This window comes from Acinetobacter sp. 742879, from assembly GCF_000588535.1.
Classification (GTDB): Bacteria; Pseudomonadota; Gammaproteobacteria; order Pseudomonadales; family Moraxellaceae; genus Acinetobacter; species Acinetobacter pittii.
The window spans coordinates 121,645-147,620 of the sequence record NZ_JFYC01000009.1 but is presented as its reverse complement, the minus strand read 5'-3'; the positions used below and the strand labels follow the sequence as shown (position 1 = coordinate 147,620).

The 25,976-nt window shown below is 40.8% G+C and carries 23 protein-coding genes, 2 tRNA genes and 3 rRNA genes; 13 read left to right on the top strand and 15 right to left on the bottom strand.

Going from position 1 to position 25,976, the window contains the following annotated elements; translation table 11 throughout:
- The first annotated feature begins 124 nt into the window (after nt 1-124).
- From J690_RS16715 to J690_RS24760, 6 genes are all read left to right on the top strand, one after another.
- Nucleotides 125-1,662, top strand: a 16S ribosomal RNA gene (locus tag J690_RS16715).
- Nucleotides 1,663-1,721: 59 nt separating this feature from the next.
- Nucleotides 1,722-1,798, top strand: a tRNA-Ile gene (locus J690_RS16710).
- A gap of 55 nt (nt 1,799-1,853) precedes the next feature.
- Nucleotides 1,854-1,929 (top strand) — tRNA-Ala (locus J690_RS16705).
- 352 nt (nt 1,930-2,281) lie between these two features.
- Nucleotides 2,282-5,172 (top strand): 23S ribosomal RNA (locus J690_RS16700).
- 186 nt (nt 5,173-5,358) lie between these two features.
- A 5S ribosomal RNA gene (gene rrf, locus J690_RS16695) occupies nt 5,359-5,473 on the top strand.
- Together the 16S, 23S and 5S rRNA genes with 2 tRNA genes alongside form the textbook arrangement of a ribosomal RNA operon.
- Nucleotides 5,474-5,609: 136 nt before the next feature.
- Complete coding sequence (locus tag J690_RS24760; protein ID WP_032037043.1) at nt 5,610-6,140, top strand: NMCC_0638 family (lipo)protein; 531 nt, start codon at nt 5,610-5,612, stop codon at nt 6,138-6,140.
- Between the two features lie 62 nt (nt 6,141-6,202).
- On the opposite strand, the gene J690_RS16690 is transcribed toward J690_RS24760, so the two are convergent.
- Nucleotides 6,203-7,576, bottom strand: coding sequence for a dihydrolipoyl dehydrogenase (locus J690_RS16690; RefSeq protein WP_014207656.1), 1,374 nt, complete (start codon nt 7,574-7,576; stop codon nt 6,203-6,205).
- 147 nt (nt 7,577-7,723) lie between these two features.
- Here J690_RS16690 and J690_RS16685 point away from each other — a divergent pair, with 147 nt between their 5' ends.
- Nucleotides 7,724-9,202, top strand: coding sequence for an Ig-like domain-containing protein (locus J690_RS16685; RefSeq protein ID WP_032037041.1), 1,479 nt, complete (start codon nt 7,724-7,726; stop codon nt 9,200-9,202).
- A 290-nt stretch (nt 9,203-9,492) separates the two neighbouring features.
- Here the strand turns inward: J690_RS16685 and J690_RS16680 are convergent, their stop codons facing one another.
- Nucleotides 9,493-9,828: a protein tyrosine phosphatase family protein gene (locus J690_RS16680; protein ID WP_002116083.1), complete on the bottom strand. Its 336-nt coding sequence runs from the start codon at nt 9,826-9,828 to the stop codon at nt 9,493-9,495.
- Between the two features lie 192 nt (nt 9,829-10,020).
- On the opposite strand from J690_RS16680, the gene J690_RS16675 reads away from it, so the two are divergent.
- The 3 genes from J690_RS16675 to J690_RS16665 are packed head-to-tail and all read left to right on the top strand — an operon-like array spanning nt 10,021 to nt 11,773.
- Nucleotides 10,021-10,917, top strand: a complete 897-nt coding sequence (locus tag J690_RS16675) for an alpha/beta hydrolase (protein ID WP_005804739.1) — start codon at nt 10,021-10,023, stop codon at nt 10,915-10,917.
- Nucleotides 10,918-11,355 (top strand): thioredoxin TrxC, encoded by a 438-nt coding sequence (gene trxC, locus J690_RS16670; RefSeq protein ID WP_005050212.1) that lies wholly within the window; start codon nt 10,918-10,920, stop codon nt 11,353-11,355.
- 1 nt (nt 11,356) lies between these two features.
- The gene (locus J690_RS16665) at nt 11,357-11,773 is read left to right on the top strand and encodes an acyl-CoA thioesterase (RefSeq protein ID WP_002116010.1); all 417 of its coding nucleotides are present in this window, start codon (nt 11,357-11,359) and stop codon (nt 11,771-11,773) included.
- Nucleotides 11,774-11,843: 70 nt separating this feature from the next.
- On the opposite strand, the gene J690_RS16660 is transcribed toward J690_RS16665, so the two are convergent.
- The 3 genes from J690_RS16660 to J690_RS16650 form a co-directional block, all read right to left on the bottom strand.
- Nucleotides 11,844-12,350 (bottom strand): nuclear transport factor 2 family protein, encoded by a 507-nt coding sequence (locus J690_RS16660; protein ID WP_032037038.1) that lies wholly within the window; start codon nt 12,348-12,350, stop codon nt 11,844-11,846.
- A 76-nt stretch (nt 12,351-12,426) separates the two neighbouring features.
- Nucleotides 12,427-12,921, bottom strand: coding sequence for a DUF4442 domain-containing protein (locus J690_RS16655; protein WP_032037036.1), 495 nt, complete (start codon nt 12,919-12,921; stop codon nt 12,427-12,429).
- Nucleotides 12,922-12,955: 34 nt separating this feature from the next.
- Nucleotides 12,956-13,444: a YajQ family cyclic di-GMP-binding protein gene (locus J690_RS16650; protein ID WP_032037035.1), complete on the bottom strand. Its 489-nt coding sequence runs from the start codon at nt 13,442-13,444 to the stop codon at nt 12,956-12,958.
- A gap of 91 nt (nt 13,445-13,535) precedes the next feature.
- On the opposite strand from J690_RS16650, the gene J690_RS16645 reads away from it, so the two are divergent.
- Complete coding sequence (locus J690_RS16645; protein ID WP_002116171.1) at nt 13,536-13,850, top strand: rhodanese-like domain-containing protein; 315 nt, start codon at nt 13,536-13,538, stop codon at nt 13,848-13,850.
- 36 nt (nt 13,851-13,886) lie between these two features.
- Here the strand turns inward: J690_RS16645 and mnmC are convergent, their stop codons facing one another.
- From mnmC to J690_RS16625, 4 genes are read right to left on the bottom strand one after another with little or no spacing between them, the layout of a single operon-like run.
- Nucleotides 13,887-15,761, bottom strand: coding sequence for a bifunctional tRNA (5-methylaminomethyl-2-thiouridine)(34)-methyltransferase MnmC2/FAD-dependent 5-carboxymethylaminomethyl-2-thiouridine(34) oxidoreductase MnmC1 (mnmC, locus tag J690_RS16640; protein WP_032037033.1), 1,875 nt, complete (start codon nt 15,759-15,761; stop codon nt 13,887-13,889).
- Nucleotides 15,762-15,784: 23 nt separating this feature from the next.
- Nucleotides 15,785-16,267 (bottom strand): SH3 domain-containing protein, encoded by a 483-nt coding sequence (locus J690_RS16635; RefSeq protein ID WP_032037031.1) that lies wholly within the window; start codon nt 16,265-16,267, stop codon nt 15,785-15,787.
- A 4-nt stretch (nt 16,268-16,271) separates the two neighbouring features.
- On the bottom strand, nt 16,272-16,574 hold the full coding sequence (locus J690_RS16630; RefSeq protein ID WP_002116400.1) for a YciI family protein: 303 nt from the start codon (nt 16,572-16,574) through the stop codon (nt 16,272-16,274).
- Nucleotides 16,575-16,608: 34 nt separating this feature from the next.
- On the bottom strand, nt 16,609-17,223 hold the full coding sequence (locus J690_RS16625; protein WP_005064166.1) for a septation protein IspZ: 615 nt from the start codon (nt 17,221-17,223) through the stop codon (nt 16,609-16,611).
- A 44-nt stretch (nt 17,224-17,267) separates the two neighbouring features.
- Here J690_RS16625 and J690_RS16620 point away from each other — a divergent pair, with 44 nt between their 5' ends.
- Nucleotides 17,268-18,119: a PHP domain-containing protein gene (locus J690_RS16620; RefSeq protein ID WP_032037028.1), complete on the top strand. Its 852-nt coding sequence runs from the start codon at nt 17,268-17,270 to the stop codon at nt 18,117-18,119.
- 5 nt (nt 18,120-18,124) lie between these two features.
- On the opposite strand, the gene J690_RS16615 is transcribed toward J690_RS16620, so the two are convergent.
- On the bottom strand, nt 18,125-19,036 hold the full coding sequence (locus J690_RS16615; RefSeq protein WP_005072669.1) for a bestrophin family protein: 912 nt from the start codon (nt 19,034-19,036) through the stop codon (nt 18,125-18,127).
- A gap of 61 nt (nt 19,037-19,097) precedes the next feature.
- Nucleotides 19,098-19,817 carry a RadC family protein gene (radC, locus tag J690_RS16610; RefSeq protein ID WP_081405204.1) on the bottom strand — a complete coding sequence of 240 codons (720 nt, stop codon included), beginning with the start codon at nt 19,815-19,817 and terminating at the stop codon, nt 19,098-19,100.
- A gap of 99 nt (nt 19,818-19,916) precedes the next feature.
- Here radC and coaBC point away from each other — a divergent pair, with 99 nt between their 5' ends.
- A complete protein-coding gene (gene coaBC / locus J690_RS16605; RefSeq protein WP_002116235.1) occupies nt 19,917-21,170 on the top strand; it encodes a bifunctional phosphopantothenoylcysteine decarboxylase/phosphopantothenate--cysteine ligase CoaBC in 1,254 nt (417 codons plus the stop codon).
- 65 nt (nt 21,171-21,235) lie between these two features.
- Here the strand turns inward: coaBC and secF are convergent, their stop codons facing one another.
- The 4 genes from secF to tgt form a co-directional block, all read right to left on the bottom strand.
- Nucleotides 21,236-22,201 (bottom strand): protein translocase subunit SecF, encoded by a 966-nt coding sequence (gene secF, locus J690_RS16600; protein WP_005804728.1) that lies wholly within the window; start codon nt 22,199-22,201, stop codon nt 21,236-21,238.
- Nucleotides 22,202-22,209: 8 nt separating this feature from the next.
- The gene (gene secD / locus J690_RS16595; protein ID WP_032037024.1) at nt 22,210-24,111 is read right to left on the bottom strand and encodes a protein translocase subunit SecD; all 1,902 of its coding nucleotides are present in this window, start codon (nt 24,109-24,111) and stop codon (nt 22,210-22,212) included.
- Nucleotides 24,112-24,162: 51 nt separating this feature from the next.
- Entirely contained in the window at nt 24,163-24,492 is a 330-nt protein-coding gene (gene yajC, locus J690_RS16590) for a preprotein translocase subunit YajC (protein WP_002116168.1), read from the bottom strand.
- Nucleotides 24,493-24,589: 97 nt separating this feature from the next.
- Entirely contained in the window at nt 24,590-25,723 is a 1,134-nt protein-coding gene (tgt, locus tag J690_RS16585; protein ID WP_032037022.1) for a tRNA guanosine(34) transglycosylase Tgt, read from the bottom strand.
- Nucleotides 25,724-25,976: the final 253 nt, after the last annotated feature.

The following is a 25,976-nucleotide window of genomic DNA, read 5'->3' as shown; positions in this document are numbered from 1 at the left end:
TAATCGAAATAATTTTCATTGATTGATTGGTTTAAATTACTCGAAGTTTATTTGAGCGAAATTTAAGTCAGTAATTGATGAGCCAGAATTGGCACCTTGTCTTTAATAAGGTGCAAAATGATTTTAACTGAAGAGTTTGATCATGGCTCAGATTGAACGCTGGCGGCAGGCTTAACACATGCAAGTCGAGCGGAGAGAGGTAGCTTGCTACTGATCTTAGCGGCGGACGGGTGAGTAATGCTTAGGAATCTGCCTATTAGTGGGGGACAACATTTCGAAAGGAATGCTAATACCGCATACGTCCTACGGGAGAAAGCAGGGGATCTTCGGACCTTGCGCTAATAGATGAGCCTAAGTCGGATTAGCTAGTTGGTGGGGTAAAGGCCTACCAAGGCGACGATCTGTAGCGGGTCTGAGAGGATGATCCGCCACACTGGGACTGAGACACGGCCCAGACTCCTACGGGAGGCAGCAGTGGGGAATATTGGACAATGGGCGCAAGCCTGATCCAGCCATGCCGCGTGTGTGAAGAAGGCCTTATGGTTGTAAAGCACTTTAAGCGAGGAGGAGGCTACTTTAGTTAATACCTAGAGATAGTGGACGTTACTCGCAGAATAAGCACCGGCTAACTCTGTGCCAGCAGCCGCGGTAATACAGAGGGTGCAAGCGTTAATCGGATTTACTGGGCGTAAAGCGCGCGTAGGCGGCTAATTAAGTCAAATGTGAAATCCCCGAGCTTAACTTGGGAATTGCATTCGATACTGGTTAGCTAGAGTGTGGGAGAGGATGGTAGAATTCCAGGTGTAGCGGTGAAATGCGTAGAGATCTGGAGGAATACCGATGGCGAAGGCAGCCATCTGGCCTAACACTGACGCTGAGGTGCGAAAGCATGGGGAGCAAACAGGATTAGATACCCTGGTAGTCCATGCCGTAAACGATGTCTACTAGCCGTTGGGGCCTTTGAGGCTTTAGTGGCGCAGCTAACGCGATAAGTAGACCGCCTGGGGAGTACGGTCGCAAGACTAAAACTCAAATGAATTGACGGGGGCCCGCACAAGCGGTGGAGCATGTGGTTTAATTCGATGCAACGCGAAGAACCTTACCTGGCCTTGACATAGTAAGAACTTTCCAGAGATGGATTGGTGCCTTCGGGAACTTACATACAGGTGCTGCATGGCTGTCGTCAGCTCGTGTCGTGAGATGTTGGGTTAAGTCCCGCAACGAGCGCAACCCTTTTCCTTATTTGCCAGCGAGTAATGTCGGGAACTTTAAGGATACTGCCAGTGACAAACTGGAGGAAGGCGGGGACGACGTCAAGTCATCATGGCCCTTACGGCCAGGGCTACACACGTGCTACAATGGTCGGTACAAAGGGTTGCTACCTAGCGATAGGATGCTAATCTCAAAAAGCCGATCGTAGTCCGGATTGGAGTCTGCAACTCGACTCCATGAAGTCGGAATCGCTAGTAATCGCGGATCAGAATGCCGCGGTGAATACGTTCCCGGGCCTTGTACACACCGCCCGTCACACCATGGGAGTTTGTTGCACCAGAAGTAGCTAGCCTAACTGCAAAGAGGGCGGTTACCACGGTGTGGCCGATGACTGGGGTGAAGTCGTAACAAGGTAGCCGTAGGGGAACCTGCGGCTGGATCACCTCCTTAACGAAAGATTGACGATTGGTAAGAATCCACAACAAGTTGTTCTTCATAGATGTATCTGAGGGTCTGTAGCTCAGTTGGTTAGAGCACACGCTTGATAAGCGTGGGGTCACAAGTTCAAGTCTTGTCAGACCCACCATGACTTTGACTGGTTGAAGTTATAGATAAAAGATACATGACTGATGATGTAAGCTGGGGACTTAGCTTAGTTGGTAGAGCGCCTGCTTTGCACGCAGGAGGTCAGGAGTTCGACTCTCCTAGTCTCCACCAGAACTTAAGAGAAGTTCGGATTACAGAAATTAGTAAATAGAGATTTCGGTCTTGGTTTATTAACTTCTGTGATTTAAGTATCACGGTATTAAGCATGACCTGACGAAGGCATGTTTATTCATTAACAGATTGGCAAAATTGAGTCTGAAATAAATTGTTCACTCAAGAGTTTAGGTTAAGCAATTAATCTAGATGAATTGAGAACTAGCAAATTAACTGAATCAAGCGTTTTGGTATATGAATTTAGATTGAAGCTGTACAGTGTTTAAGTACACAGACAACAGATAGTAGCGATGAAGAATCGCACGGACAACACTCACTTGTAGGTGTTGACGACTGTTTGGGGTTGTATAGTCAAGTAATTAAGTGCATGTGGTGGATGCCTTGGCAGTCAGAGGCGATGAAAGACGTGATAGCCTGCGAAAAGCTCCGGGGAGGCGGCAAATATCCTTTGATCCGGAGATTTCTGAATGGGGGAACCCACCTACTTTAAGGTAGGTATTGCAACATGAATACATAGTGTTGCAAGGCGAACGAGGGGAAGTGAAACATCTCAGTACCCTTAGGAAAAGAAATCAATTGAGATTCCCTCAGTAGCGGCGAGCGAACGGGGATCAGCCCATTAAGTTATGTGTGTTTTAGTGGAACGCTCTGGGAAGTGCGAACGTAGAGGGTGATATTCCCGTACACGAAAGGGCACACATAATGATGACGAGTAGGGCGAGGCACGTGAAACCTTGTCTGAATATGGGGGGACCATCCTCCAAGGCTAAATACTCCTGACTGACCGATAGTGAACCAGTACCGTGAGGGAAAGGCGAAAAGAACCCCTGTGAGGGGAGTGAAATAGATCCTGAAACCGCATGCATACAAGCAGTGGGAGCACCTTCGTGGTGTGACTGCGTACCTTTTGTATAATGGGTCAGCGACTTATATTCAGTAGCGAGGTTAACCGTATAGGGGAGCCGTAGAGAAATCGAGTCTTAATAGGGCGTTTAGTTGCTGGGTATAGACCCGAAACCAGGCGATCTATCCATGAGCAGGTTGAAGGTTGGGTAACACTAACTGGAGGACCGAACCCACTGTCGTTGAAAAGCCAGGGGATGACTTGTGGATAGGGGTGAAAGGCTAATCAAGCCTGGTGATAGCTGGTTCTCCCCGAAAGCTATTTAGGTAGCGCCTCGGACGAATACCATAGGGGGTAGAGCACTGTTTCGGCTAGGGGGTCATCCCGACTTACCAAACCGATGCAAACTCCGAATACCTATGAGTACTATCCGGGAGACAGACTGCGGGTGCTAACGTCCGTAGTCAAGAGGAAAACAATCCAGACCGCCAGCTAAGGCCCCAAAATCATAGTTAAGTGGGAAACGATGTGGGAAGGCATAGACAGCTAGGAGGTTGGCTTAGAAGCAGCCACCCTTTAAAGAAAGCGTAATAGCTCACTAGTCGAGTCGGCCTGCGCGGAAGATGTAACGGGGCTAAAACTATGTGCCGAAGCTGCGGATTTGACATTAGTCAAGTGGTAGGGGAGCGTTCTGTAAGCCGATGAAGGTGTATTGAGAAGTATGCTGGAGGTATCAGAAGTGCGAATGCTGACGTGAGTAACGACAAAACGGGTGAAAAACCCGTTCGCCGAAAGACCAAGGGTTCCAGTCCAACGTTAATCGGGGCTGGGTGAGTCGACCCCTAAGGCGAGGCCGAAAGGCGTAGTCGATGGGAAATTGGTTAATATTCCAATACTTCTGTGTAATGCGATGAGAGGACGGAGAAGGTTAAGTCAGCCTGGCGTTGGTTGTCCAGGTGGAAGGATGTAGGTATGTATCTTAGGCAAATCCGGGGTACTCTATACTGAGATCCGATAGCAAGCTGTACTTGTACAGTGAAGTGGCTGATACCATGCTTCCAGGAAAAGTCTCTAAGCTTCAGTTACACAGGAATCGTACCCGAAACCGACACAGGTGGTCAGGTCGAGTAGACCAAGGCGCTTGAGAGAACTCTGCTGAAGGAACTAGGCAAAATGGTACCGTAACTTCGGGAGAAGGTACGCTGTTGTTGGTGATGGAACTTGCTTCCTGAGCTGACGACAGCCGCAGAAACCAGGCCGCTGCAACTGTTTATTAAAAACATAGCACTCTGCAAACACGAAAGTGGACGTATAGGGTGTGATGCCTGCCCGGTGCTGGAAGGTTAATTGATGGGGTTAGCGTAAGCGAAGCTCTTGATCGAAGCCCCAGTAAACGGCGGCCGTAACTATAACGGTCCTAAGGTAGCGAAATTCCTTGTCGGGTAAGTTCCGACCTGCACGAATGGCATAATGATGGCGGCGCTGTCTCCAGCAGAGGCTCAGTGAAATCGAAATCGCTGTGAAGATGCAGTGTACCCGCGGCTAGACGGAAAGACCCCGTGAACCTTTACTGCAGCTTGACACTGAACTTTGACCTTACTTGTGTAGGATAGGTGGGAGGCTTTGAAGTTGGAACGCTAGTTCCAATGGAGCCGTCCTTGAAATACCACCCTGGTAATGTTGAGGTTCTAACTCTGTCCCGTTATCCGGGACGAGGACCGTGTCTGGTGGGTAGTTTGACTGGGGCGGTCTCCTCCTAAAGAGTAACGGAGGAGTACGAAGGTGCGCTCAGCGTGGTCGGAAATCACGCGTAGAGTATAAAGGCAAAAGCGCGCTTAACTGCGAGACCCACAAGTCGAGCAGGTACGAAAGTAGGTCTTAGTGATCCGGTGGTTCTGTATGGAAGGGCCATCGCTCAACGGATAAAAGGTACTCTGGGGATAACAGGCTGATACCGCCCAAGAGTTCATATCGACGGCGGTGTTTGGCACCTCGATGTCGGCTCATCTCATCCTGGGGCTGAAGCAGGTCCCAAGGGTATGGCTGTTCGCCATTTAAAGAGGTACGCGAGCTGGGTTTAGAACGTCGTGAGACAGTTCGGTCCCTATCTACCGTGGGCGCTGGAAATTTGAGAGGATCTGCTCCTAGTACGAGAGGACCAGAGTGGACGAACCTCTGGTGTACCGGTTGTGACGCCAGTCGCATCGCCGGGTAGCTATGTTCGGAAGGGATAACCGCTGAAAGCATCTAAGCGGGAAGCCTACCTCAAGATAAGATTTCCCTAGGAATTTATTCCTCTAAAGAGCCGTTCGAGACTAGGACGTTGATAGGTTGGATGTGGAAGCATAGTGATATGTGAAGCTGACCAATACTAATTGCTCGTGAGGCTTGACTATACAACACCCAAGCAGTTGTATATGAAGCATCAATCGATTCATAAACATGCAAAGCAACTTGATTTAGTTAAACACTTAGCTAAAATGAACAACGAAAAATCAGACCAATCAGCCCATCTGTAAAGATTTGGAAAACGCAACGTATCACACAGTGAATAAAACGAAGCAAGTATCCATACCAGTTGTGCTGGCGACCATAGCAAGAGTGAACCACCTGATCCCTTCCCGAACTCAGAAGTGAAACCTCTTAGCGCTGATGGTAGTGTGGGGTTACCCATGTGAGAGTAAGTCATCGCCAGCTCATTATTCTAAACACCCCCATTCTAATGAATGGGGGTGTTTATTTATTGCGATAAAAAAATCTAAATCCCCGACTAACTTTAGAATGAATTATGATATAAATCACATTATTTAAAATGATAACAAGAGTATTAATAATGAAATTTTCAGAATTTAAAATATTTTCCTTTATATTGGCTACAACACTGAGTTGTAGTTGTATATATGCTAATGAAACTGTGAAAAGTTTGTATAGTACAAAAGCTTATTTAAATATTTGTGTAAGTTCTAGAGGAAATCCTGAATTAATAAATAAACAAGCAAAAAATATGGGATTTATCCAAATGCCTAATGAATATGCTGCACATTTTTTAAAAGATTATAATGGTCATGCATGGATGATAAGTTCCTCTGAAGGAAAATTTGTTATTACTCAACTCGATAATGGCGTATGTTCATTATTTATAAATAAAGGAAATTCAACTGAAATTCAGAAGAATTTAGAAAGCTGGCTACCTCCAGAATCTACGGGCCTAACTTATAAAAAAGAAGTATATAAAGATAAGAATTTGACCACAACAAATTATATTATTTCTAAAAATGGGAAGGCTTTAGAAACATGGATATATACTAGTTCATCTGAAAAGAATGCTTCATTAGTTGCGGTTATTTCCCATCAAATGAATTAATTAAAGCAATGTGAAGTAGAGAAGAGCCAATTTTTATTAATAAAGAGCTCTTCTAAAATCGATTATTTCAGTTGTCTACGCGCATGCTTTAGAGCAGTTCGAAGACCTTCTTCTAAAGTCGGGTGATAAAAGGGTTTCTCTAGAATATCATTTAGCGTTAATTCTTCACCTATTATCCAGCTTAATAAATGGGCCATATGTTCAGTTGCTTCTGTAAATAGCTCAGCACCTAGAAGCTTTTGGCTTTTTCGTTCTATATAAACTTCAATAGCACCTTTATTTTTTCCAAGAACTATAGCTCTTCCTTGTCGTTCATAAGAGGCTTCGCCTGTAATAAAATCTATACCTTCATCTTTTAATTGCTTATAACTTTGACCTACGATCGCCATTTCAGGATGACTAAAGACAATTCCTAATGGAGTAAGTGTCTTAACTGAGTTTACCTGCGGATAATTTAAGCAGTTATAAACAACTTTTTTACCTTCATGAGCTGCTTCATGTTGTAGTGGTGTTGAGGTGTAAGCATCACCGACAACAAAAATTGGATATGTATCTAGCTGCTTAGTTTTAGCATTTACAGGTAATAACTTAATATCTTTGAATGAATTATCAATATTTTCTAGTTTTAAAGTATCAATTAAACTTGTACGGCCGGTTGCAGCTAAAACATATTCAACTTCGAGAGTTTTCTCTGTTTCATCAAATTGGTAAGTTAATACAGCGTTTTCCTGACTGCATTTAACTTCACTCGGTAAAGTCTCGAATAGAATTGTTAATTCTTTTCCTAGCTCTTTTTGTGCAAGCTGTTGAAGTCTAGAACTAGTTAGGATTCCAATTCGTTTACTGCGAGCGAAGATTGTTGTTTCTACACCTAGACAATGCATAGCTTGTGCGATCTCAAGAGCGATCACACCACTACCAATTACAGCAATAGATTTAGGAAGTGTTTTTAACTCAAATATTTGGTCTGTTGTTATAAGCCGGTTTCCTAATTCTTGCTTCCAAATTTGATCATAATTAGGAGTTGAACCAACAGCTAGAATAAAACTTTTTGATTTATACCGTTTTCCGTTAACTTCTACAGTTTGTGCATCAATAAAATATGCTTTGCCAGAAATTTTATGCTCAGTCGGCCATTGATCTACATCTTTTAAAGTTGCTTGTGTAAATCTGTTACGTAAAGTTTGTACATGCTGCATCACTTGATCAGTATTAATATTTGCAGATACATCTAAAGCAACCTCTTGAGCATTTTGAATGTCAAACATACGGTTTGCTGTAGAGATGAGAACTTTACTTGGCATACAGCCTACACGGGCACAAGTGGTATCCCATGGTCCATCATTTATAATTAAAATATTGTTGGTATGTTTAACGGCTTCTTTGTATGCGCTAATACCAGCAGTACCTGCGCCAATGATAATAATATCGAACATTATAAATTCCAATATCTATAAGTTTTTCACTTAATAAGTTACATAATAAAACACAATGTAATTTATGTTTACAGAGTATGGTGAATATGATTACACTAATAATATAAATAATTAAAAAATCTTATACCTTTAGGAAAGATTGGGGAAATGAAAAGTATGTATAAAAAACAACTTACCTTAAAGTTGTCGGCTATTGCTGTGTCAATTATGTTAGCAAGTTGTGGCGGGGGAGGCGGTGATGGCTATTACCAAAATGGTTCATCAAATAGTAACTCATCATCTGGAAGTAATAATAGCGGATCTCAGCAAGCGACTGCTACAGCTTTAAAGATAGAACTAGATAAATTATCAGTTGCTGCAACGAATGATACTTTAACTGTTACTGTTAGAGCTTTAGATAAGAATAAAGGCGGTGTTGCTGGTGCTAATGTCACTTTGGAATTAGATGATCCAACAAATAACGTATCTATAGAAGGCGTATCTACTCAAACTACTGATGCGGCAGGTAATGCTATATACATTATAAAAACACCAAAAACATCGAGTTCGATAAATGAGTTGGTGAAAAATGGTTTTAAATTAAAAGTCTCTACGAATAATGGTACACTTACTCAAGAACAGACAGTGACAGTAACAGGTAGCAACAGTACTGTCGAAGCTGATACTACGAGTATTGTATTGTTTGATGCTACAAAAACCTCTCTAAATGTTAGAGGTGATCAGACAACCGTCACATTAACAGCTGTAGATGCAAATGGTGCAACTTTAGCAAACCAAGCGATTACACTTAAAGTTAAAAATTCGGTTTTAAATGGTGTCAAATTTACTCCTAATTCGACACAAACTGATGCAAATGGTCAGATCACCTATACTTTATCTTTTAGTGAAAATCAAAGAACTTCATCATATAGTGCTGCTCAGTTCGTAACAGATGATCTTGTTTTAGAAGCAAACTTTGGCCAATCTACAAAAATTTATACTTATAAACTTGACGTGGTTAATTCTGATGTACCAGTAGCAGTAGGCGCTATTGCCGTAGCATATAATCCGACCACAATGGAAGATTCAAGTGATGGAGTCTACTACTATAAAAATATTTCAGTACAAGTGACTGATGTGGATGGTAAACCGATACCCAATCAAGATGTAGTCATGGGCGTTAATGCTCTTGCGTATTATAAGGGGCGATATGGGTTTGTTGATACTTCTAATCCAACTGATGGTAAACCAGATGAATATCTTCCTGTTATTAGAACAGCCTGTACATCACCAGTCCAAGCTGTAAATGTGAATGGGGACGTTATTAATCAATTAAAGCCGCTTAAAGAAAATTCTACAGTCCAAGTTGTATCGTATATCAACAGTGCAGGTACCGCTGCAACCAATAATAAATATACGACAGATGCAAATGGACGTTTTGATCTTAAAATTCAATATCCTAAAATTTATGCATCATGGTTAACTGTTCAGTTAACTGCTAAATCTACAGTTTCGGGAAGTTTAATTAAAGGATCTACATCTTTAACTTTAGGTTATTTATCGAAAGATGTTAATCTTACTGATCTTAATGGGCCAAATATAGAAAGCCCATATGGAATAGATCCAAATTGTTCAAATGGTAATTAATATAAAAAGAAGCAGCATTTAAGCTGCTTCTTTTTTAGAGTTGTGTTCCCATACTAACACCTACGGTAGGTCGGACCTGCATAGATGAACATGCATTAAGAATAAGACAACTGACCAATAAAAATATAAGTTTATTCATAAGAGAACTGAGAAATTTAATGTGATTTGAATACTTTAGCTGAAAATTATTTATATATCTGTTGAATTGATACAGTTGTATATTTTCTTTTTATTAATAAAAGCTCTACTTTTTAGGAAAAATAGAGCTTCTCGTTGGCTCATTCAATAATTTAATCGTCTAACAAATCCATTTGTTTTGCTAATTGATATAGGTTGTTTGAACGGTTTCCTGTGCGGCAGAACATCAGCACAGGTTTTGGCAATTCATTATAATGATTAGCAAAAGTACGTACATCTAGCTCAGTAATTTGTCCAGCTACAACAGGTTGATAAACATAGTCTAAGCCTACTTGACGTGCTGCTTCTTCAATCTGAGCGCTTGTAGGTTGTTCTGGGCCGCCTTCCATATCTGGTCGGTTATTAATAATAGATTTAAATCCTTTTTCTACAACTTGGCCAACGTGTTCTGGACCAATTTGACCTGCGAAACCAACATTATCTGACATTTCGTCACTCCAAAATTTAACAAAACCTCTTATGCTGTATCATAGCATTAAGCTTAACCTGAGATACAAGACACTAAAATGTTGTTCCTACATAGATAAAACTTATGTCATAGAACAGCTCTAGATTTTTAAAAGGCGATCAGGATGTTTTTTGTAAATTCATTACTTCGACTATAATGCCACGGAGCACATATGCACGCTTATACTGTTGAGCCTTTATATGTTCCATGTGATCAGGAAATGATCGCAGCTGACTTTTATATTCCAAAAACAAATAATAAAACTGCGGTAATTATCATGGCGCATGGTTTTGCTGGATTGCGTCAATTTAAACTTATTCAGTATGCCCAGCGATTTGCTCAAGCAGGTTACGCTGTTATTTTATTTGATTACAGATATTGGGGTGGTAGTACTGGCAAGCCTAGAGAAATGGTCTCAATCAATTCACAATTAGAAGATTGGAAGACAGTGATTCAGTATGCTTCGACTTGTAAACTCGTAGATAACCGAAGGATTGTGCTTTGGGGAACTTCTTTAAGTGGGGGATATGCACTAAGCCTAGCTTCTGAGTTAAAGAATATTCAAGCGGTTTTAGTACAAATTCCTTATGTAGATGGCGCTGAAACTGCCAAGCTCTATCCTTTGCAGCGCTATCCCCAAGCATTAAAGCTATCGAGTCAGGATTATATGGGATCAAAGATGGGGCTTAATCCAAAGAGATTACCTGTTGTTGATCAACATAACTTATGCTTTATGCCTACGGCTGATAGTTATTATGGCTATTTATCGATTGTAAATCCTGACTATTATTGGAGTGGAGAAGTCCCAGCCCGTGTCTTTTTTAATCTGATGCGATACCGTCCAATCCAAGTTGTGCGCCAGATTAATATTCCTGTTTTATTTATTGCTGCACAAAAAGATTCGCTTATTCCTATTGAGTCAAGCCGTGAAGCTGCGACAAATATTGCGCCTTTTGTGAGTTATCATGAATGGGATATGAAACATTTTGATATCTATCACGGTTCATGGTTTGAAAAAGCAGTGACAACCCAATTAGAATTTTTACATCAGCATATAGGAGTGATGTAAATGATTATTGTATGTGCATCGTGTGGTGCTAAAAACCGAGTTCCTGAAGAAAAACTTCCAGAGCAACCAAGCTGTGGGCAATGTCATCAGCCATTACTACCGCTTGCACCAATTGAGCTAAATGAGCAAAATTTTAGTAACTACATCACCAATAGTGATCTACCTATTCTTATAGACTTATGGGCAGAATGGTGTGGACCTTGTAAAATGATGGCTCCACATTTTGCGCAGGTCGCAAAACAGAATCCAGGCGTTATCTTTGCCAAGATTAATACCGAAGAATCTCCTCGCTTGAGCCAAGCTTTTCATGTGAGAAGTATTCCGACACTTGTCTTAATGAATAAAACGACAGAGGTCGCGCGTATTAGCGGTGCATTACGTGCGCCTGAATTGCAACAGTGGCTCGATCAACAACTTCAAACGAATTTCGGGAGCTAAGGTGTCAGAAGCTTATACCAAACCAGAAGGAATTTTATCCTTACAAACGATTGCCATGCCAGCAGATACAAACTGGAGTGGTGATGTATTTGGTGGATGGATTGTGTCACAAATGGACTTGGCTGGAGCAATTCACGCAGAACGTTTCAGTCGTGGTCGCTGTGCTACGATTTCTATTAATCAAATGACCTTTTTGGTTCCGGTAAAAGTTGGCTTTGTCATTAGCTGCTATACCAAGATCTTAAAAGTTGGAAATACTTCTATTCAGATGCAAATTGAAGTTTGGGATAGTCATGATGACTCTCGTGAACCAATACGCATTACTGAAGGAGTCTTTACCTTTGTAGCAGTAGATGTAAAAGGTAATAAGCGTCAAATACCTGAAGAAGCGAAACAGAAGTTTTTGGAAACTCAATAAGAATCAGAAAGCCTGAATATTAGTATTCAGGCTTTAATTTTTATTCAAAAGAAAAACTAGTTTTTAGAAATTAAAACATCGTATTTGTATTTTTGCTTTGCTCAGGAATATTTTGTATCACATCCCAATGCTCTACGATTTTTCCATTTTCAACACGGAATATATCAACAATTGCTCTTCCTCGATCTTTTTCATTTTCAGTCGAATGGACATGTAAAACGACAAAATTGCCTTCAGCAATCGCACGTTTAATCTCATTTTTAGCTTGAGGATTCTTTTGGAATTTTTCAGTGAAGAAATTAACGAAAGGTGCTTTACCATCTGGCACATTAGGATTGTGCTGAATGTATTGTTGACCAATATAGCGGTCTGCATATTCTTTAACTTTATGTTTTAAAAAGACACCTTCATAAAAGTCGGTCACTATTCTTTTGTTTTGAGTACTTACTTTATCAAGAGCTTCTGATTTAGCCGAAGTTACTTTACTGGTTTTAATGCTGGGTTCAGTCGCGTGAGAACTTATAGTTGTAAATATTAAACTGGTAAATAAAGAGGAAAGAATTAATATTTTTTTCATTTTTAACCTCAAGATACAAAATATTAGTTTTATATCTTGAGGTAAATAACCGTCTAAAAATACTTTAGATTAGTTATTATTTCTTACGTTTAGGTAACCATGCCCACAGCATTTGACATTGAATTGGTTCATTGCCTGCATCATCAATCACAGTAACAGGAATCACAAGTTCGCCTTTCTCATTATCTGCAATAAACTTTTGTTGTTCAGCAGACAATGTTGCTATAGCAGTCAAACCGCCTTCAACCACTTTTAAATAATCTACATGTAATGATTTGATTAATAAAATACGATTATCAGGAATATGTAAACCAGTTAGAAAACCTGTTGCAGTTTCTGCTAAAAGAGCCATAGCCGCAGCGTGGACGCCTTTAATATGATTCTGCATATTTTTTTGGTTATCTAAACGGACAGTAACGTGGTTTGAGTCTACTTCCAGATAGCGGATATTTGCTGTACCCACCATTGGTACGATACGACCAAACGCCTTGCTCCAAAGCGTGCTCCGAATGCCTTTAGGGAATTTTGAAGTTGCTTTTACCAGTTTTGATAGACGATTGGATTGAGACATGGGATTACCTTAGCTTTAAATGGCCGACAAGATATTAATCTTTAAAGTTATTAAACTGTAATGGCACACCGAATTGTTGTTCACGTAAAAAAGTCATGACTTGTTGTAAGGTGTCACGCTTTTTATCAGTCACACGAATTTTGTCGCCTTGAATAGAAGATTGCACTTTAACGCCACTTTCTTTAATGGCTTTATTAATTTTTTTTGCAGTATCAGAGTCAAGACCATCTTTAAGTTTAATGACTTGTAAAAAGTTCTTACCAGAAGCCGAAGCTTTTTGTGGATCAAGTGCTTGAACATCAATTTTACGTTTATAAAAATGATTTTCTAACATGTTATAAACTTGTTCACACTGGAAATCACTTTCGGTACTGATTTTGATTTCTTTATTTTTTTCATTTAATTCGATAGAAACATCATGACCACGGAAGTCAAAGCGTGTTGCAATCTCTTTTTGTGTGTTTTGTACAGCATGATTAACTTCAAATAACTCTAATTCAGAGACAATATCGAAAGAAGGCATAGTTTAGACCTTTACAAAGTGAAAGAATATTTGAGATGCTAAGAGGGTTTTCTTCATTTGCCAAGTGTTGTTTACATCAAAGGAGTGCACAATGATCCGTAAACAAGAAATTACAACATTTGAATTCCCAGAAAATGCTGTTATCTGGGATGTCCGTGATACTAATGCTTATGCAGAAGGGCATGTTAAAGGTGCGGTGAATCGCCCAATTAATGATTTGAATGCTGATATTTTGAACCAGGTCTCTGCGGGTCAGCCGATTTATATTTTATGTGGTGGTGGTAGCAAAGCTCCTCGTGCAGCTGAGAAACTAGAAGGATTGGATGCCTCGCGTGAATATGTCGTGCTGATGGGCGGGACACGTGCAGCTCGTGATGCTGGCTTGCCTCTAGAGCAGGGCGCATAAAAAAAGCACCTTCGGGTGCTTTTTTATTGAAATGAATTATTGCGGTTTAAAATAAGGCTTTTTAGGTTTCACTTTCTTTTGGAACCGTTGAGGATTCAATTTTTGTAATAAGCGGTCTGGTACTGGACAAGCTTCTCCTAACATTTGAGCAACTAAGATTTCACTACACAGCGGGGCAAATAAGAAGCCTTTAGAGCCAAGCCCAGCAAAAGTAGCAATTCGGCTATTCTCCTGCATTTTTCCAACCAGAGGAAAATAATCTAAGCTTTGTGCCCGTATAGATGCACGCCCTTGCCATGTCGAAGGTGGTGGTAACTTTTTAGCATATTCAGGGAATACACTGTGGATTAATTCAAAGTTATGCACATGGTCTTCAGGAAGTACATCTTGATCTTCACGATTTGGGTAGAAAGACGCACCTAAAATCATCTGTGAGGCGTCAAGTTGCATGCAATAGCCGCCATAGCTATAAGCTTCATTTAAAGGCAGAGGAGCAAACGTATTATCAACCCAGCTCACTTGTCCACGTATTGGTTTTAACTGCGGATAGCTGTCAAATAAGGCAGCACTTTCTCGAGCACAGCACACAACGACATGATCTGCTTCTGCAATAATTTGATTATTGGTTTGCAATTGAACTTTATTTTCAGAAGAAACAAGTGCTGTGACATGGGCAATTTTGAGATTGATATATGGATGCTGCAAAATTTCATCACGTAATTGATGTGGTGAAACGGAACCAGCCTCAGTTAGTAATATGCTTGAGTAATCAGTTTCAAGTGAGTTCGCTGAGTTAGTAACAACTTGAGCTGGATACTGATTTACCAAATCGAGAAGTTCATCTGCATTTTTCAATGCAATTTGTTGAATTTGAAGTGGACGGAATGCTTTGAAATTTTTATAAAAATTTAAAGCATGTTGCCAACTTAAGGTCATGAGATGTTCATGACTTTGTTCAATTGGGCATAGTTTCGGATTAAGTAATGCCAAAGGGTTTCCAGAGGCACCCGATAATGCATTGTTTTGCTCGTATAAGGTCACTTGGTGGCCACGTGTTGCAAATGCCCACGCCGTGCTTAACCCTGCTACGCCAGCCCCTATAATCGCAATATGCTGTTGCTCTGTAGCCAATGCGTGAGTTTGATCTAATTCTAAGGAATCTTCATCAGATTCAGGTAGACTCCAGACCGCTTTGAGCATTTCTCGTTTATGCCCAAAACCACGTGGACGAGAAATATCTATACCATGTGCTTTTAGTCCACGTTTTAGAATGCCAGCAACACTAAAAGAGGCAAATGTGGTGCCATAATCTGAAAGACGGACAATATTGTTTAAAACATTTTGTTCCCACATGTCTGGGTTGCAAGACGGTGCAAAGCCATCTAAAAACCAGGCATTCACAGCTTTAGTTTTAGCCATGCTTGGGAAAATTTCTTGCGCATCCCCAAGCCATAAATCGATGCTAAAACGTTCTTTAGGGAAAGTTAAACGATGACATCCGGCAATAGGCAGGGGATATTGTTCAATTAACTGCTCTGCAAGTGGTTTAAGCTCATCCCAGACATTTAAAGCGCGAATGAGATCAGCTTTACTTAATGGAAATTTTTCTACGCTAATTGCGTGTAAATGGCTTTGATTATCAGGACGAACTTGCTGCCAAAGTTGCCAAAGTGCAAGAATATTTAAACCTGTACCAAAACCGGTTTCTCCTACACTGAAATATTCAAAATCTTTTAGATTAGCTAATCGTTCTGATAAGTCATTACCATTTAGAAAAACATGTCGTGTTTCAAGTAGGCCATTATCTTTAGAGAAGTAGACATCACCAAATTGTTTGGAAATGGGAATCTCGATACCATCGACAAATTCCCAGTCCAGCTCTGCTGTTTGGATACGGTTTGATACGTTCATTGAATTTAATAGATCGCTTGGTATTACCACTGGCGTCGACGTTTTGTATGAATATAACTAGCAATAAAGAAACCTAGCAATACACCACCCGCTAAGGTAACAGCGCCATATAAAAACATTTGCGCACTTCGTTCGCTTTGTAAGACTTGAACCTGAACAGAGAGATTATCATTTTTTAGCTGTAACTCTTGGTTCTGAGCCAATGCTTCAAGGTTGGCATGCTCTAACTGCTTTAAGCGAGATGCTTGATCTTGAACTAAGGCTTTGATTTTTGCGTCTTGCTGTTGCTTGTTCTTTGCGAGCTGTTCTGCTGTAAGTGGTTGTGTTGCAGTTGGTGCTGTCGTCGCTGCTGTTTTGACTCCAGTTGCAGATGTTGGAGCTGGTTTAGCGGCTTGAGTTGAAGGCGCACTTGGGGAAAGAGTTGCTGGTGTCGCAGCAGGTTCAACTGCTCCAGCAGTTGAACATATCAAACACAAGCCAAGAAAGCTTTTGATTGCAAGCTGCATGCGATTACCCTTTTGGAAATGCTTTATTAAACGGTTTTACATCAACGTGAGCATAAATGCCTTCTTTAAGAAATGGTTCTTCTTTTAACCATTCATCTAATGCTTCGCGACTGTCGAATTCAACAATCATGGTGCTACCATAGAAGCCTGCTTGCGGATCATTAGGATCTTTTGGCATAGCACCCGCTGTAACAAGGCGGCCTTCATCATCGAGTTTTTGTAAGCGTTCGATATGCTGAGGGCGTACTGCCAAGCGTTTTTCTAAAGTTCCTTCGTTATCGGTACAGCTTAGAACAAAAAAAGGCATGTAATCGTATCTCTATAATCAATCTGGAAGCACTTTAAGCGTCTGGTGACTTAAAATGTTTGCGTAAAATAATGAACTGAATAATGATAAATGAAAACATCACGATCATGTCACCAAATGCAGTAAATTCGCCCCAATATTTTCCACCGTGAAATAAAAATGCGAAGAATACATGCAGACAAGACATCACAACAAACATCGCAGCCCAAGCAAAATTGAGGTTTTTCCAACCTTTTTCACTCAAATCTAAAATCGGGTCAAATAAGCGTTGAATGAGCGGTTTACGGTCTTTACCAAACCAAGGTGAAACCAAGAATGCGCCTGCGAAAACTAAATTTAAAATCGCAGCTTTGAGACGAATATAGAAATCGTCACTTAACATGAGGGTGATGCCACCAAAAATGACAGTCATAAACAATACAAACCACTGTTGTTTATCAAGACGGAATTTTTGGAAAACGAATAGGGCACCATATACCACAAGCATTGAAATAATTAAGCCAGTCGTCGCTACAAGAATATTATTATTATCGGCACCACCAGCAGACCCGATCAGTTTCAGTAAAGGATGCTGGGTGTCAGTTGGATCAACTGTTTTATATAAATAGAAGAAAATAATTAATGGAACAAAGTCCAGAAGTGCTTTCATGTTAGAGTATCTGATCAGGTTTGGCGAATGGCATAGTATAAAAGATGCAAGGCATAGATTTACATACACATAGCAATATTTCTGATGGAACTTTGTCTCCGGAATTACTGGTGCAAGCTGCTATAGATGTGAACTTGCATACGTTGGCTTTGACTGACCACGATACAATGGATGGGTTGCAGCGTGCAAAAATTGCTGCACAAGGCCATGATTTAAATATTATTTCTGGTACAGAGATTTCTAGTCAGTGGTCGCGCCCTACTACTAAGAAGAGTTATGGTGTACATATTGTTGCTTTAAATATGCAAGATGAAGCACCAATTTTAGAAGCATTAGAACAACAAAAAAGAATTAGAGCGCAAAGAGCTAAAGTGATTTGTGAGCTATTAGAAAAATGTATTGGTTTTCAGATTTATGATGATGTTCTTGCCAAAGTAGAAAATCAGGCGGATAGGGTAACAAGAACTCATATTGCTAAAACATTGGTCGAGAAAAATGTCGTGACTCGTCCTCAACAAGCATTTGATCGTTTCTTAAAAGAAGGAAAACGTGCTTTTGTAAAGTTTGAAGGACTAAGCTTAAAAGAAACCATTGATGTGATTCATCAAAGTAAAGGCTTCTCAGTATTAGCACACCCGACCCGTTATGATTTATCTGCAACTAACGTTCGTTATTTAATTGAATTATTCGCGACTTCAGGTGGAGACGCAATTGAGTTACCTCCACCAATGGAACCTTTATCTACTCGCCAGATGATTGATCGAATGATTGAACAATATCAGTTGGCAGTTTCAATTGGCAGTGATTTTCATGGTGAAAATATGCCATGGATTAAACTCGGAAATACGCCTAAACCCACTGATAAGCAGTATGGGATTTGGGAGAATTTTATTTAAACTCTTTATAGTAAGTTGTTATCTTGAGCCTGAATTGGCGGTGGGGTAGGTTTACCGAGAGTCCCTAATAGTTCAATCTCGATACTACGTACCATTGCATCTAGCGGTAAATCATTACTTTGAGTACCGAAAGGCTCTTCAATTTCAGAGCTTAGTGCATCTAGACCTAAAAATGTGTATGCCAAAATTCCGACGAGTAAAGGTGTTGCTAATCCAAGCAATGAACCCAGACTAAACGGCAACATAAAACAGAAAAAATAGACTGTACGGTTAAGCAAAACTGAATAGGCAAATGGAATGGGTGTATTGGCAATTCGGTCACAGCCAGTTTGTACGACGCTTAAATCTGAAACATTTTTATTCATTTGTGCATAAATGATGTCAGAAATTTCACCTTCTTTAAGTGCCTGCAACAATTCCCAGTGAATGAGACTGAGCGTGTACTGAGGGGCATTATTTTGTTGGTAAAGTTGAGTGAGTGCTTGCTGACTCATACCACTGGTTTGAATCAACTCAGTTGGGTTCGCCGTCTGACGACGTAAACGGTCACGCAATACATTAGCAAAAACAATCACATGTTGAATAACACGCTCACGGCGAGCTTGAGTTAAAATACGGCAGTCACGGTCAAAATGGCGTGAAGTTGCAATTAGAACACCCCATAATTTTCGGGCCTCCCACCAACGGTCATAACACGCAGTATTTTTAAATCCTAGGAAGATTGAAAGTACGACACCAATGAGAGTGAAGCCAACCAAAGGAATCTCTGGAAAGCGATAAAGATTGATGTACTCCACTCCACCAATGATTGCCGAGATCAGCATCACAACACCTAGGGATGGCAAAATTTTGGGTAAAATTGTGCCTCGCCAAGAGAATAAAACTTTGAAAATACTAGGCTGTTCCCGAACAATCATTTTATTTTAAACGTCGCTATTTTTGTTTTGATCTTCTAGGCTTAGTAGTACTTTGTCAATATCATTGAACTGATATTGTTGCTGGGTTGAGTAGTTGTTGTTCAGCAAAGGAAAAGCTCCCTTCTGGTGAGATAATAAAATGGTCAAGCAAACGAATTTCGACAAGCTGACAAGCCTGTTCAAGTTGCTGAGTTAAGGCAATATCTTGGGAAGATGGTTGTGGAGAACCAAATGGATGATTATGTGCAATAACGAGCTGGCAAGCATGTTGTTGTAAGGCGTAGCGTAGGGTTTGATTGACCGAAACTGCGCAATGCTGAACTGAACCAAAGAACAGCTTTTTAAAATGAAGCTTTCTTAATTCGGGATCTAGGCACAAAACAGCAAAGACTTCTTGTTTTTCGCCTTTTAATTCATAGCGCAGATAATCCAAAACTAAATCTGATGAATGAAGGCTGAGATTATTTGTCTGGAAGTGATGATCGAGATAACGCCGTCCGAGTTCTTTGACTGCCAGTAATTGTGAATATTTCGTTGCCCCAATGCCATTAAATTGAGTTAACTCACTAAATGAGGCATCAAACACGGCATTAAGATTACCGAAGTGCTGAATGAGTAAACGAGATAACTCGACTGCTGAATGTTGCCTTGAACCTGAGCGAAGAAAAATCGCGAGTAGCTCAGCATCTGATAAACTTTGTGGACCTTGTTGTAATAACCGTTCTCTTGGCCGTTCTTGTTCAGGCCAATTTTTAATAGAAGTATTCATATTCCCCAGCATTATTCGCTTAAAATTTTATTTTGTTTGCCCAATCAATCTTGGGTCTGCGCGTATTTAATGCTATTGTGAGCGCCACTGCAACAGAAAGGTATCCTGTTCGTGAGCTTTGATCTAAGTGTTATTCCTCATAAAAACATTGTTTTAGCTGTTACTGGCGGAATTGCTGCCTATAAAAGTGCTATCTTAGTCCGCCGCCTCAAAGATTATGGCTTTGACGTGCGAGTGGTGATGACACATGGTGCTCAGGCATTTATTACACCACTAACTTTTCAGGCTCTTTCTGGTAATCCTGTTCATACTGAACTTCTAGACCCTGCGGCTGAAGCGGGTATGGGACATATTGAATTAGCACGTTGGGCTGATTTATTACTAGTCGCACCTGCAAGCTGTGACACATTGGCTAAATTTGCGAATGGTTTGGCAGATGACTTGCTCAGTACAGTTTTTTTGGCAACAAAATCTCCTGTCTGGGTAGCTCCGGCGATGAACCAGCAAATGTGGGCTGCTAAAGCTACACAACGTAATTTGCAAACCTTGGTCGAAGATGGCGTGCATGTGATCATGCCGGATGCGGGTGAGCAGGCTTGTGGTGATGTTGGCTTAGGCCGTATGCCTGAGCCAGAAGAAATTGCTCGCCAAGTCGCTGGCTATTTCCATCAAGCTCAACGTGCCATCGCTGAGAAATTTGGGCTGTTGGCAGGTAAGCGAGTAGTTATTACTGCTGGGCCAACACGTGAAGCGATTGACCCTGTCCGTTATATCTCAAACCATAGTACTGGAAAAATGGGCTTTGCTTTAGCCGCTGCTTGTTATGCTGCTGGCGCGCAAGTGACTCTGATTGCGGGACCTGTAAGTTTAGATACGCCTAATGGTGTTCAACGTGTAAATGTTGCCTCAGCACGACAAATGCTCGATGTCAGTATGAGTTCACTAGAAACAGGCTGCGATATTTTTATTGCGACTGCGGCAGTTGCAGACTATCGCGTAGCAGAAGTTGCTGAGCATAAAATTAAAAAAGCAGGGGATGAGTTGAATGTTTCCCTTGTTAAAAATCCAGATATTGTGGCAACAATCGCAGGTCAGGAAAAACGTCCATTTATGGTGGGCTTTGCAGCCGAAACGCAAAATGTTGAAGAATATGCGGCAGGTAAACTTGTTGCTAAAAAATTAGACATGATTGCGTGTAACGATGTATCACGTGCAGATATTGGATTTGCTTCTGATGAGAATGCGATGACAGTTTTCTTTGCTGAAAGCTATCACATGAAAAAGCGTGAGTTGGAGAAAGCATCTAAACAGGAAATTTCTCAACAATTGGTTGAAGCTATTTCGGATGCATTACGCCGTAAATAATTTTTGAATCAAATAAAAAAACCGCGAATGAATCGCGGTTTTTTATTTGTCTTGTTTTAGACAACTTAAGGAATTTCATCCTCAAATTCAGGTTTAACCTGAACGATGAAGTCTTGACGGTTAAGACCACGCCATAATGCAAATGCAGTACCGATATAAATCGAAGAATAAGTACCGACAAATACACCAACAAACATTGCCACAGAGAACCAGTGTAGACCATCACCACCTAAGAACATCATTGCTAGTACAACCAGCAATAAAGTCATTGATGTATGAATGGTACGACGTAAAGTCTCAGTTAACGCAATATCGACGATTTCACGAGGAGTCGCACCGCGAATCTTACGGAAATTTTCACGAATACGGTCTGACACTACAATGTTATCGTTAAGCGAGAAACCAATAACAGCAAGTACCGCAGCTAACACTGTAAGGTCAAATGGCCATTGGAATAATGCAAAAGCACCAATAATAATGATGATGTCGTGGAATAAAGACATTACGGCACCCATCGCGAGTTTGAACTCAAAGCGGATGGTTACGTAGATCAACATTAAGATAAGTGCAAGTGCAACGGCACCAGCAGAACGGACATAGAGTTCATTACCAACTTGACCACCAACAGAGTCCACTTTATGAACTTCGGCAGCATTATTTGGTAACTGCACTGCTTTAGTAATCGCATTACTAAGGTCTTCAACCTTAACTTCTTGTACTGGCATGCGCACAAGTAAGTCTTTATTACTACCTAAGGTTTGTACTACAGCATCTTTAAAACCAGCTTTATCGAGTGCCTGAATAACTTCAGATTGATTGGCTGGTTGAGCATAGTTAAGCTCAGCTGAAACACCACCTGTAAAGTCCAAACCGAGGTTAAGACCTTTAGTCGCAATAAAGAAAATACTTGCCAAAGTAATAAGGATCGAGAAGATTGCTGCAGGTTTAGCAATCTTCATGAACGGGATGATTTTTGCATCATCCGGACGACCATATTGTTTTGAATCTTGTTGAGTCACTTTAGTCATCATCGATCTCCTTAAATGCTCAACTTTTTCAAATTACGGCGTTTACCATAAATGATTTGTACGATTGCACGAGTTACTGTAATTGCAGTAAACATCGAACAAATAATACCGATCATTAATGTCACGGCGAAACCTTTGATTGGGCCTGTACCAATTGCAAACAGAATGAATGCAACAAGGAACGTGGTTAAGTTCGAGTCAAAAATGGTGTTATAGGCTCGATCATAACCAGCCACAATGGCCTGTTTGGGTGAGGCCCCCCAGAGCATTTCTTCTCGGATACGCTCACATATCAATACGTTCGCATCGACCGCCATACCAATGGTAATAACGATACCGGCAATACCCGGTAAGGTGAGGGAAGCTCCAATCCATGACATCACGGTTAAAATCATTGCCAAGTTAAAGACAAGAGCAAAGTTCGCGATTAAACCGAATACACGGAAGAAAACGACCATCCAGATTGCAACAAGCAAGAAGCCGATTTGAGTAGACAATACACCTTTATCAATGTTTTCTTGACCAAGGCTTGGACCTACTACACGCTCTTCAACAAAGTACATTGGCGCAGCTAAAGCACCAGCACGAAGCATTAATGCAAGTTCAGATGCTTCTTGAGGAGAACTTAAACCGGTAATACGGAAAGTCGAACCTAAAACAGCTTGAACTGTTGCAGCGTTAATGACTACAGACTCAGTGTATGGCGTACGAACTTCTGTTTGTGCACCAGTTTTTGGATCTGTGACATAGTTAATTTTTTGCTTGTTCTCGATGAACAATACCGCCATGCGTTTACCAACTGCATTACGGGTTGCATCGGACATTAGCTTACCGCCAGCGCTGTCGAGCGTGATATTTACTTCGGCACCGCCAGAGTCCTGACTAAAGCCAGAGCTTGCATTTTGAACACGCTCACCAGTCAAGATTCGGTTACGTTGCAACAAGAGTTGACGACCACTATCTAAAGACTCATAAGCAAAAACTTCTGTGCCCGGAGGTAAAGGTTGACCATTATATTTACCCGTATATGGATTGATATATTGATCATTTAAGTCAGAAACTAAACGGAATTCGAGGTTCGCAGTACGCCCTAAAACACGTTTAGCTTCAGCTGTATCTTGTACACCCGGTAATTCAACAACAATACGGTTGCTACCCTGACTTTGTACCAATGCTTCTGCAACACCAAGTTCGTTAATACGATTACGTAATGTTGTTAAGTTCTGATTTACCGCATATGACTGAATTTCTTGGCGACGTACATCGGTATAAGTAAGCTTTAAAGTAGAACCTGTAGAGCTTGCTAATGCCTGTTGGGTATATTCATTCCCATTACGACGTAAAAAATCCATTGCTGCATCACGGTCAGCATTGTCAGCAAATTGAACAGTGATCACATTATTTGTTAATGAAAGACTGTTAAATTTGATTTTGTTTTCACGGAACTGACGACGCAAATCGGTGGCAGAGGTTTCCATACGTTGGGCAACGGCTTTGTCCATATCTACTTCAAGCAAGAAGTGGACACCACCACGTAAGTCCAAACCAAGTTTCATTGGTTTTGCCCCAATCTTTTGCAGCCATTCTGGTGTGGTTGGTGCAAGGTTTAGGGCGACAACATATTCATCACCTAAGTCACGACGTAATACTTCTTTTGCCTTTAACTGTGCTTCAGATGAACTGACACGCAATAGGGCAGCATTATTTGTAAAAGTATTGTCATGGCTCGCAATATTTGCTGTTTTTAAAATTTGCTCTGCTTTTTTCACCACACTTTGATCAATTTGGGTACCAGCTTTGGCACCGGAAATTTGAACAGCGGGCTCATCCGGATATAGACTCGGCAGTGCGTATAATGTACTGATTACCAGAACAACCAGAATCAGTAAATATTTCCATGCAGGGTAACGCATTCGCTTTCTTCTTAAATGAAAAAGCCGTGCTAAAGCACGACTGTTTTATGATTAAAGGTTATTTAGAGTGCCTTCAGGTAATACTGAAATTACGCTGGCACGCTGAATTTTTACTTCTACACCACGGCTAAGTTCAACAACTGCATAGTCACCTTCAATTTTGGTTACTTTGCCCATTAAACCACCAGCGAAAACAACTTCACTACCAACACCTAAGCTCTCGATCAAAGAACGGTGTTCTTTAGCACGTTTTGCTTGAGGGCGCCAAATTAAGAAATAAAAGATTGCAACGAATACGACAATCATCAAGATGTTTGGCAAAATACCATTAGTTGGGCCAGCTGCCGGTGCTGCATGAGCAGCAGAAATTAAAAAGCTCATTTTGATTTCCTAAAGTTAAAAATATGAGTCAGATAACTGACATAATCCTAATTCGTTTTGCAATTTACCTTGTCTTGAGGTTGAGCGCAAATCTGGCTTATTCATCAACCGGACATGGTGGAACTTCTAAACCACGACGGGCATAAAAGTCCTGAACAAATTCATCAAATGTGCCATTGTCTAATGCATCACGCATACTTTCAGTCAAACGTTGGTAATAACGTAAGTTATGAATAGTACCGAGCATAGATGCCAACATTTCTCCACATTTTTCAAGGTGGAATAGATAAGCACGGGTAAAGTTCTTACAAGTGTAGCAATCGCAATGTGGATCGAGTGGGCTCTGGTCATGGCGATATTTGCTATTACGAATACGTACCAGACCATCAGTGACAAAATAATGACCGTTTCGAGCATTACGAGTCGGCATTACACAGTCAAACATATCGACACCGCGGCGTACCGCTTCAACGATATCTTCTGGTTTACCAACGCCCATCAAATAACGGGGTTTGTTATGTGGCATTTTATTCGGTAGATAATCTAAAACTTTGATCATCTCTTCTTTAGGTTCACCTACAGATAAACCGCCAATTGCGTAACCGTCAAAGCCGATTTCTAAAAGGCCATTTAAAGACTCATCGCGTAAGTCTTCATACATGCCACCTTGAATAATGCCAAATAACGCATTGTGATTTTTGAGCTCATCATGATGATGAGTTTTACAACGCTTTGCCCAGCGTAAAGAAAGCTGCAATGATTTTTGAGCTTCTTCATGTGTCGCAGGGTAAGGTGTACATTCATCAAAAATCATCACGATGTCAGAGTTCAAGACCTGTTGAATTTCCATAGAAATTTCAGGTGATAAAAATACTTTTGAACCATCAATCGGTGAGCGGAAAGTAACACCTTCCTCTTTGATTTTGCGCATTGCGCCAAGACTAAAAACCTGGAAACCGCCAGAGTCAGTCAAAATTGGCTTATTCCATTTAATAAAGTCATGCAAACCACCGTGTTCTTTAATCACTTCAAGACCCGGACGCAAATATAAATGGAACGTATTTCCTAAAATAATTTGTGCCTGAATGTCTTCGATGTCACGAGGTAACATGCCTTTGACTGTGCCGTAAGTCCCCACTGGCATAAAAACAGGTGTTTCAACAACACCATGTTCTAAAGTTAAACGACCACGACGGGCGCGCCCCGACTGACCTAATTTTTCAAACTTCATCTAAAAATCCTGAACACGAGCAGAGGCGAAGAAACAGTTCGCTGCTAAAAAGAGGGCTATTTTCCTTGATTCTGCGACGTAGTTCTACTACTAAATGTAGCTGTTATATAAAAAGATTGGAGAAACTAAGGATAGGTTTTATGGCATAGATATTTTAATGAAGGAAATATCTAAAATTCAGGCTTATAAAAATTATAATCGACTTGGTAAAGCTAATCGATATTGCTAAATATTTGCATCCATATTATAGAAG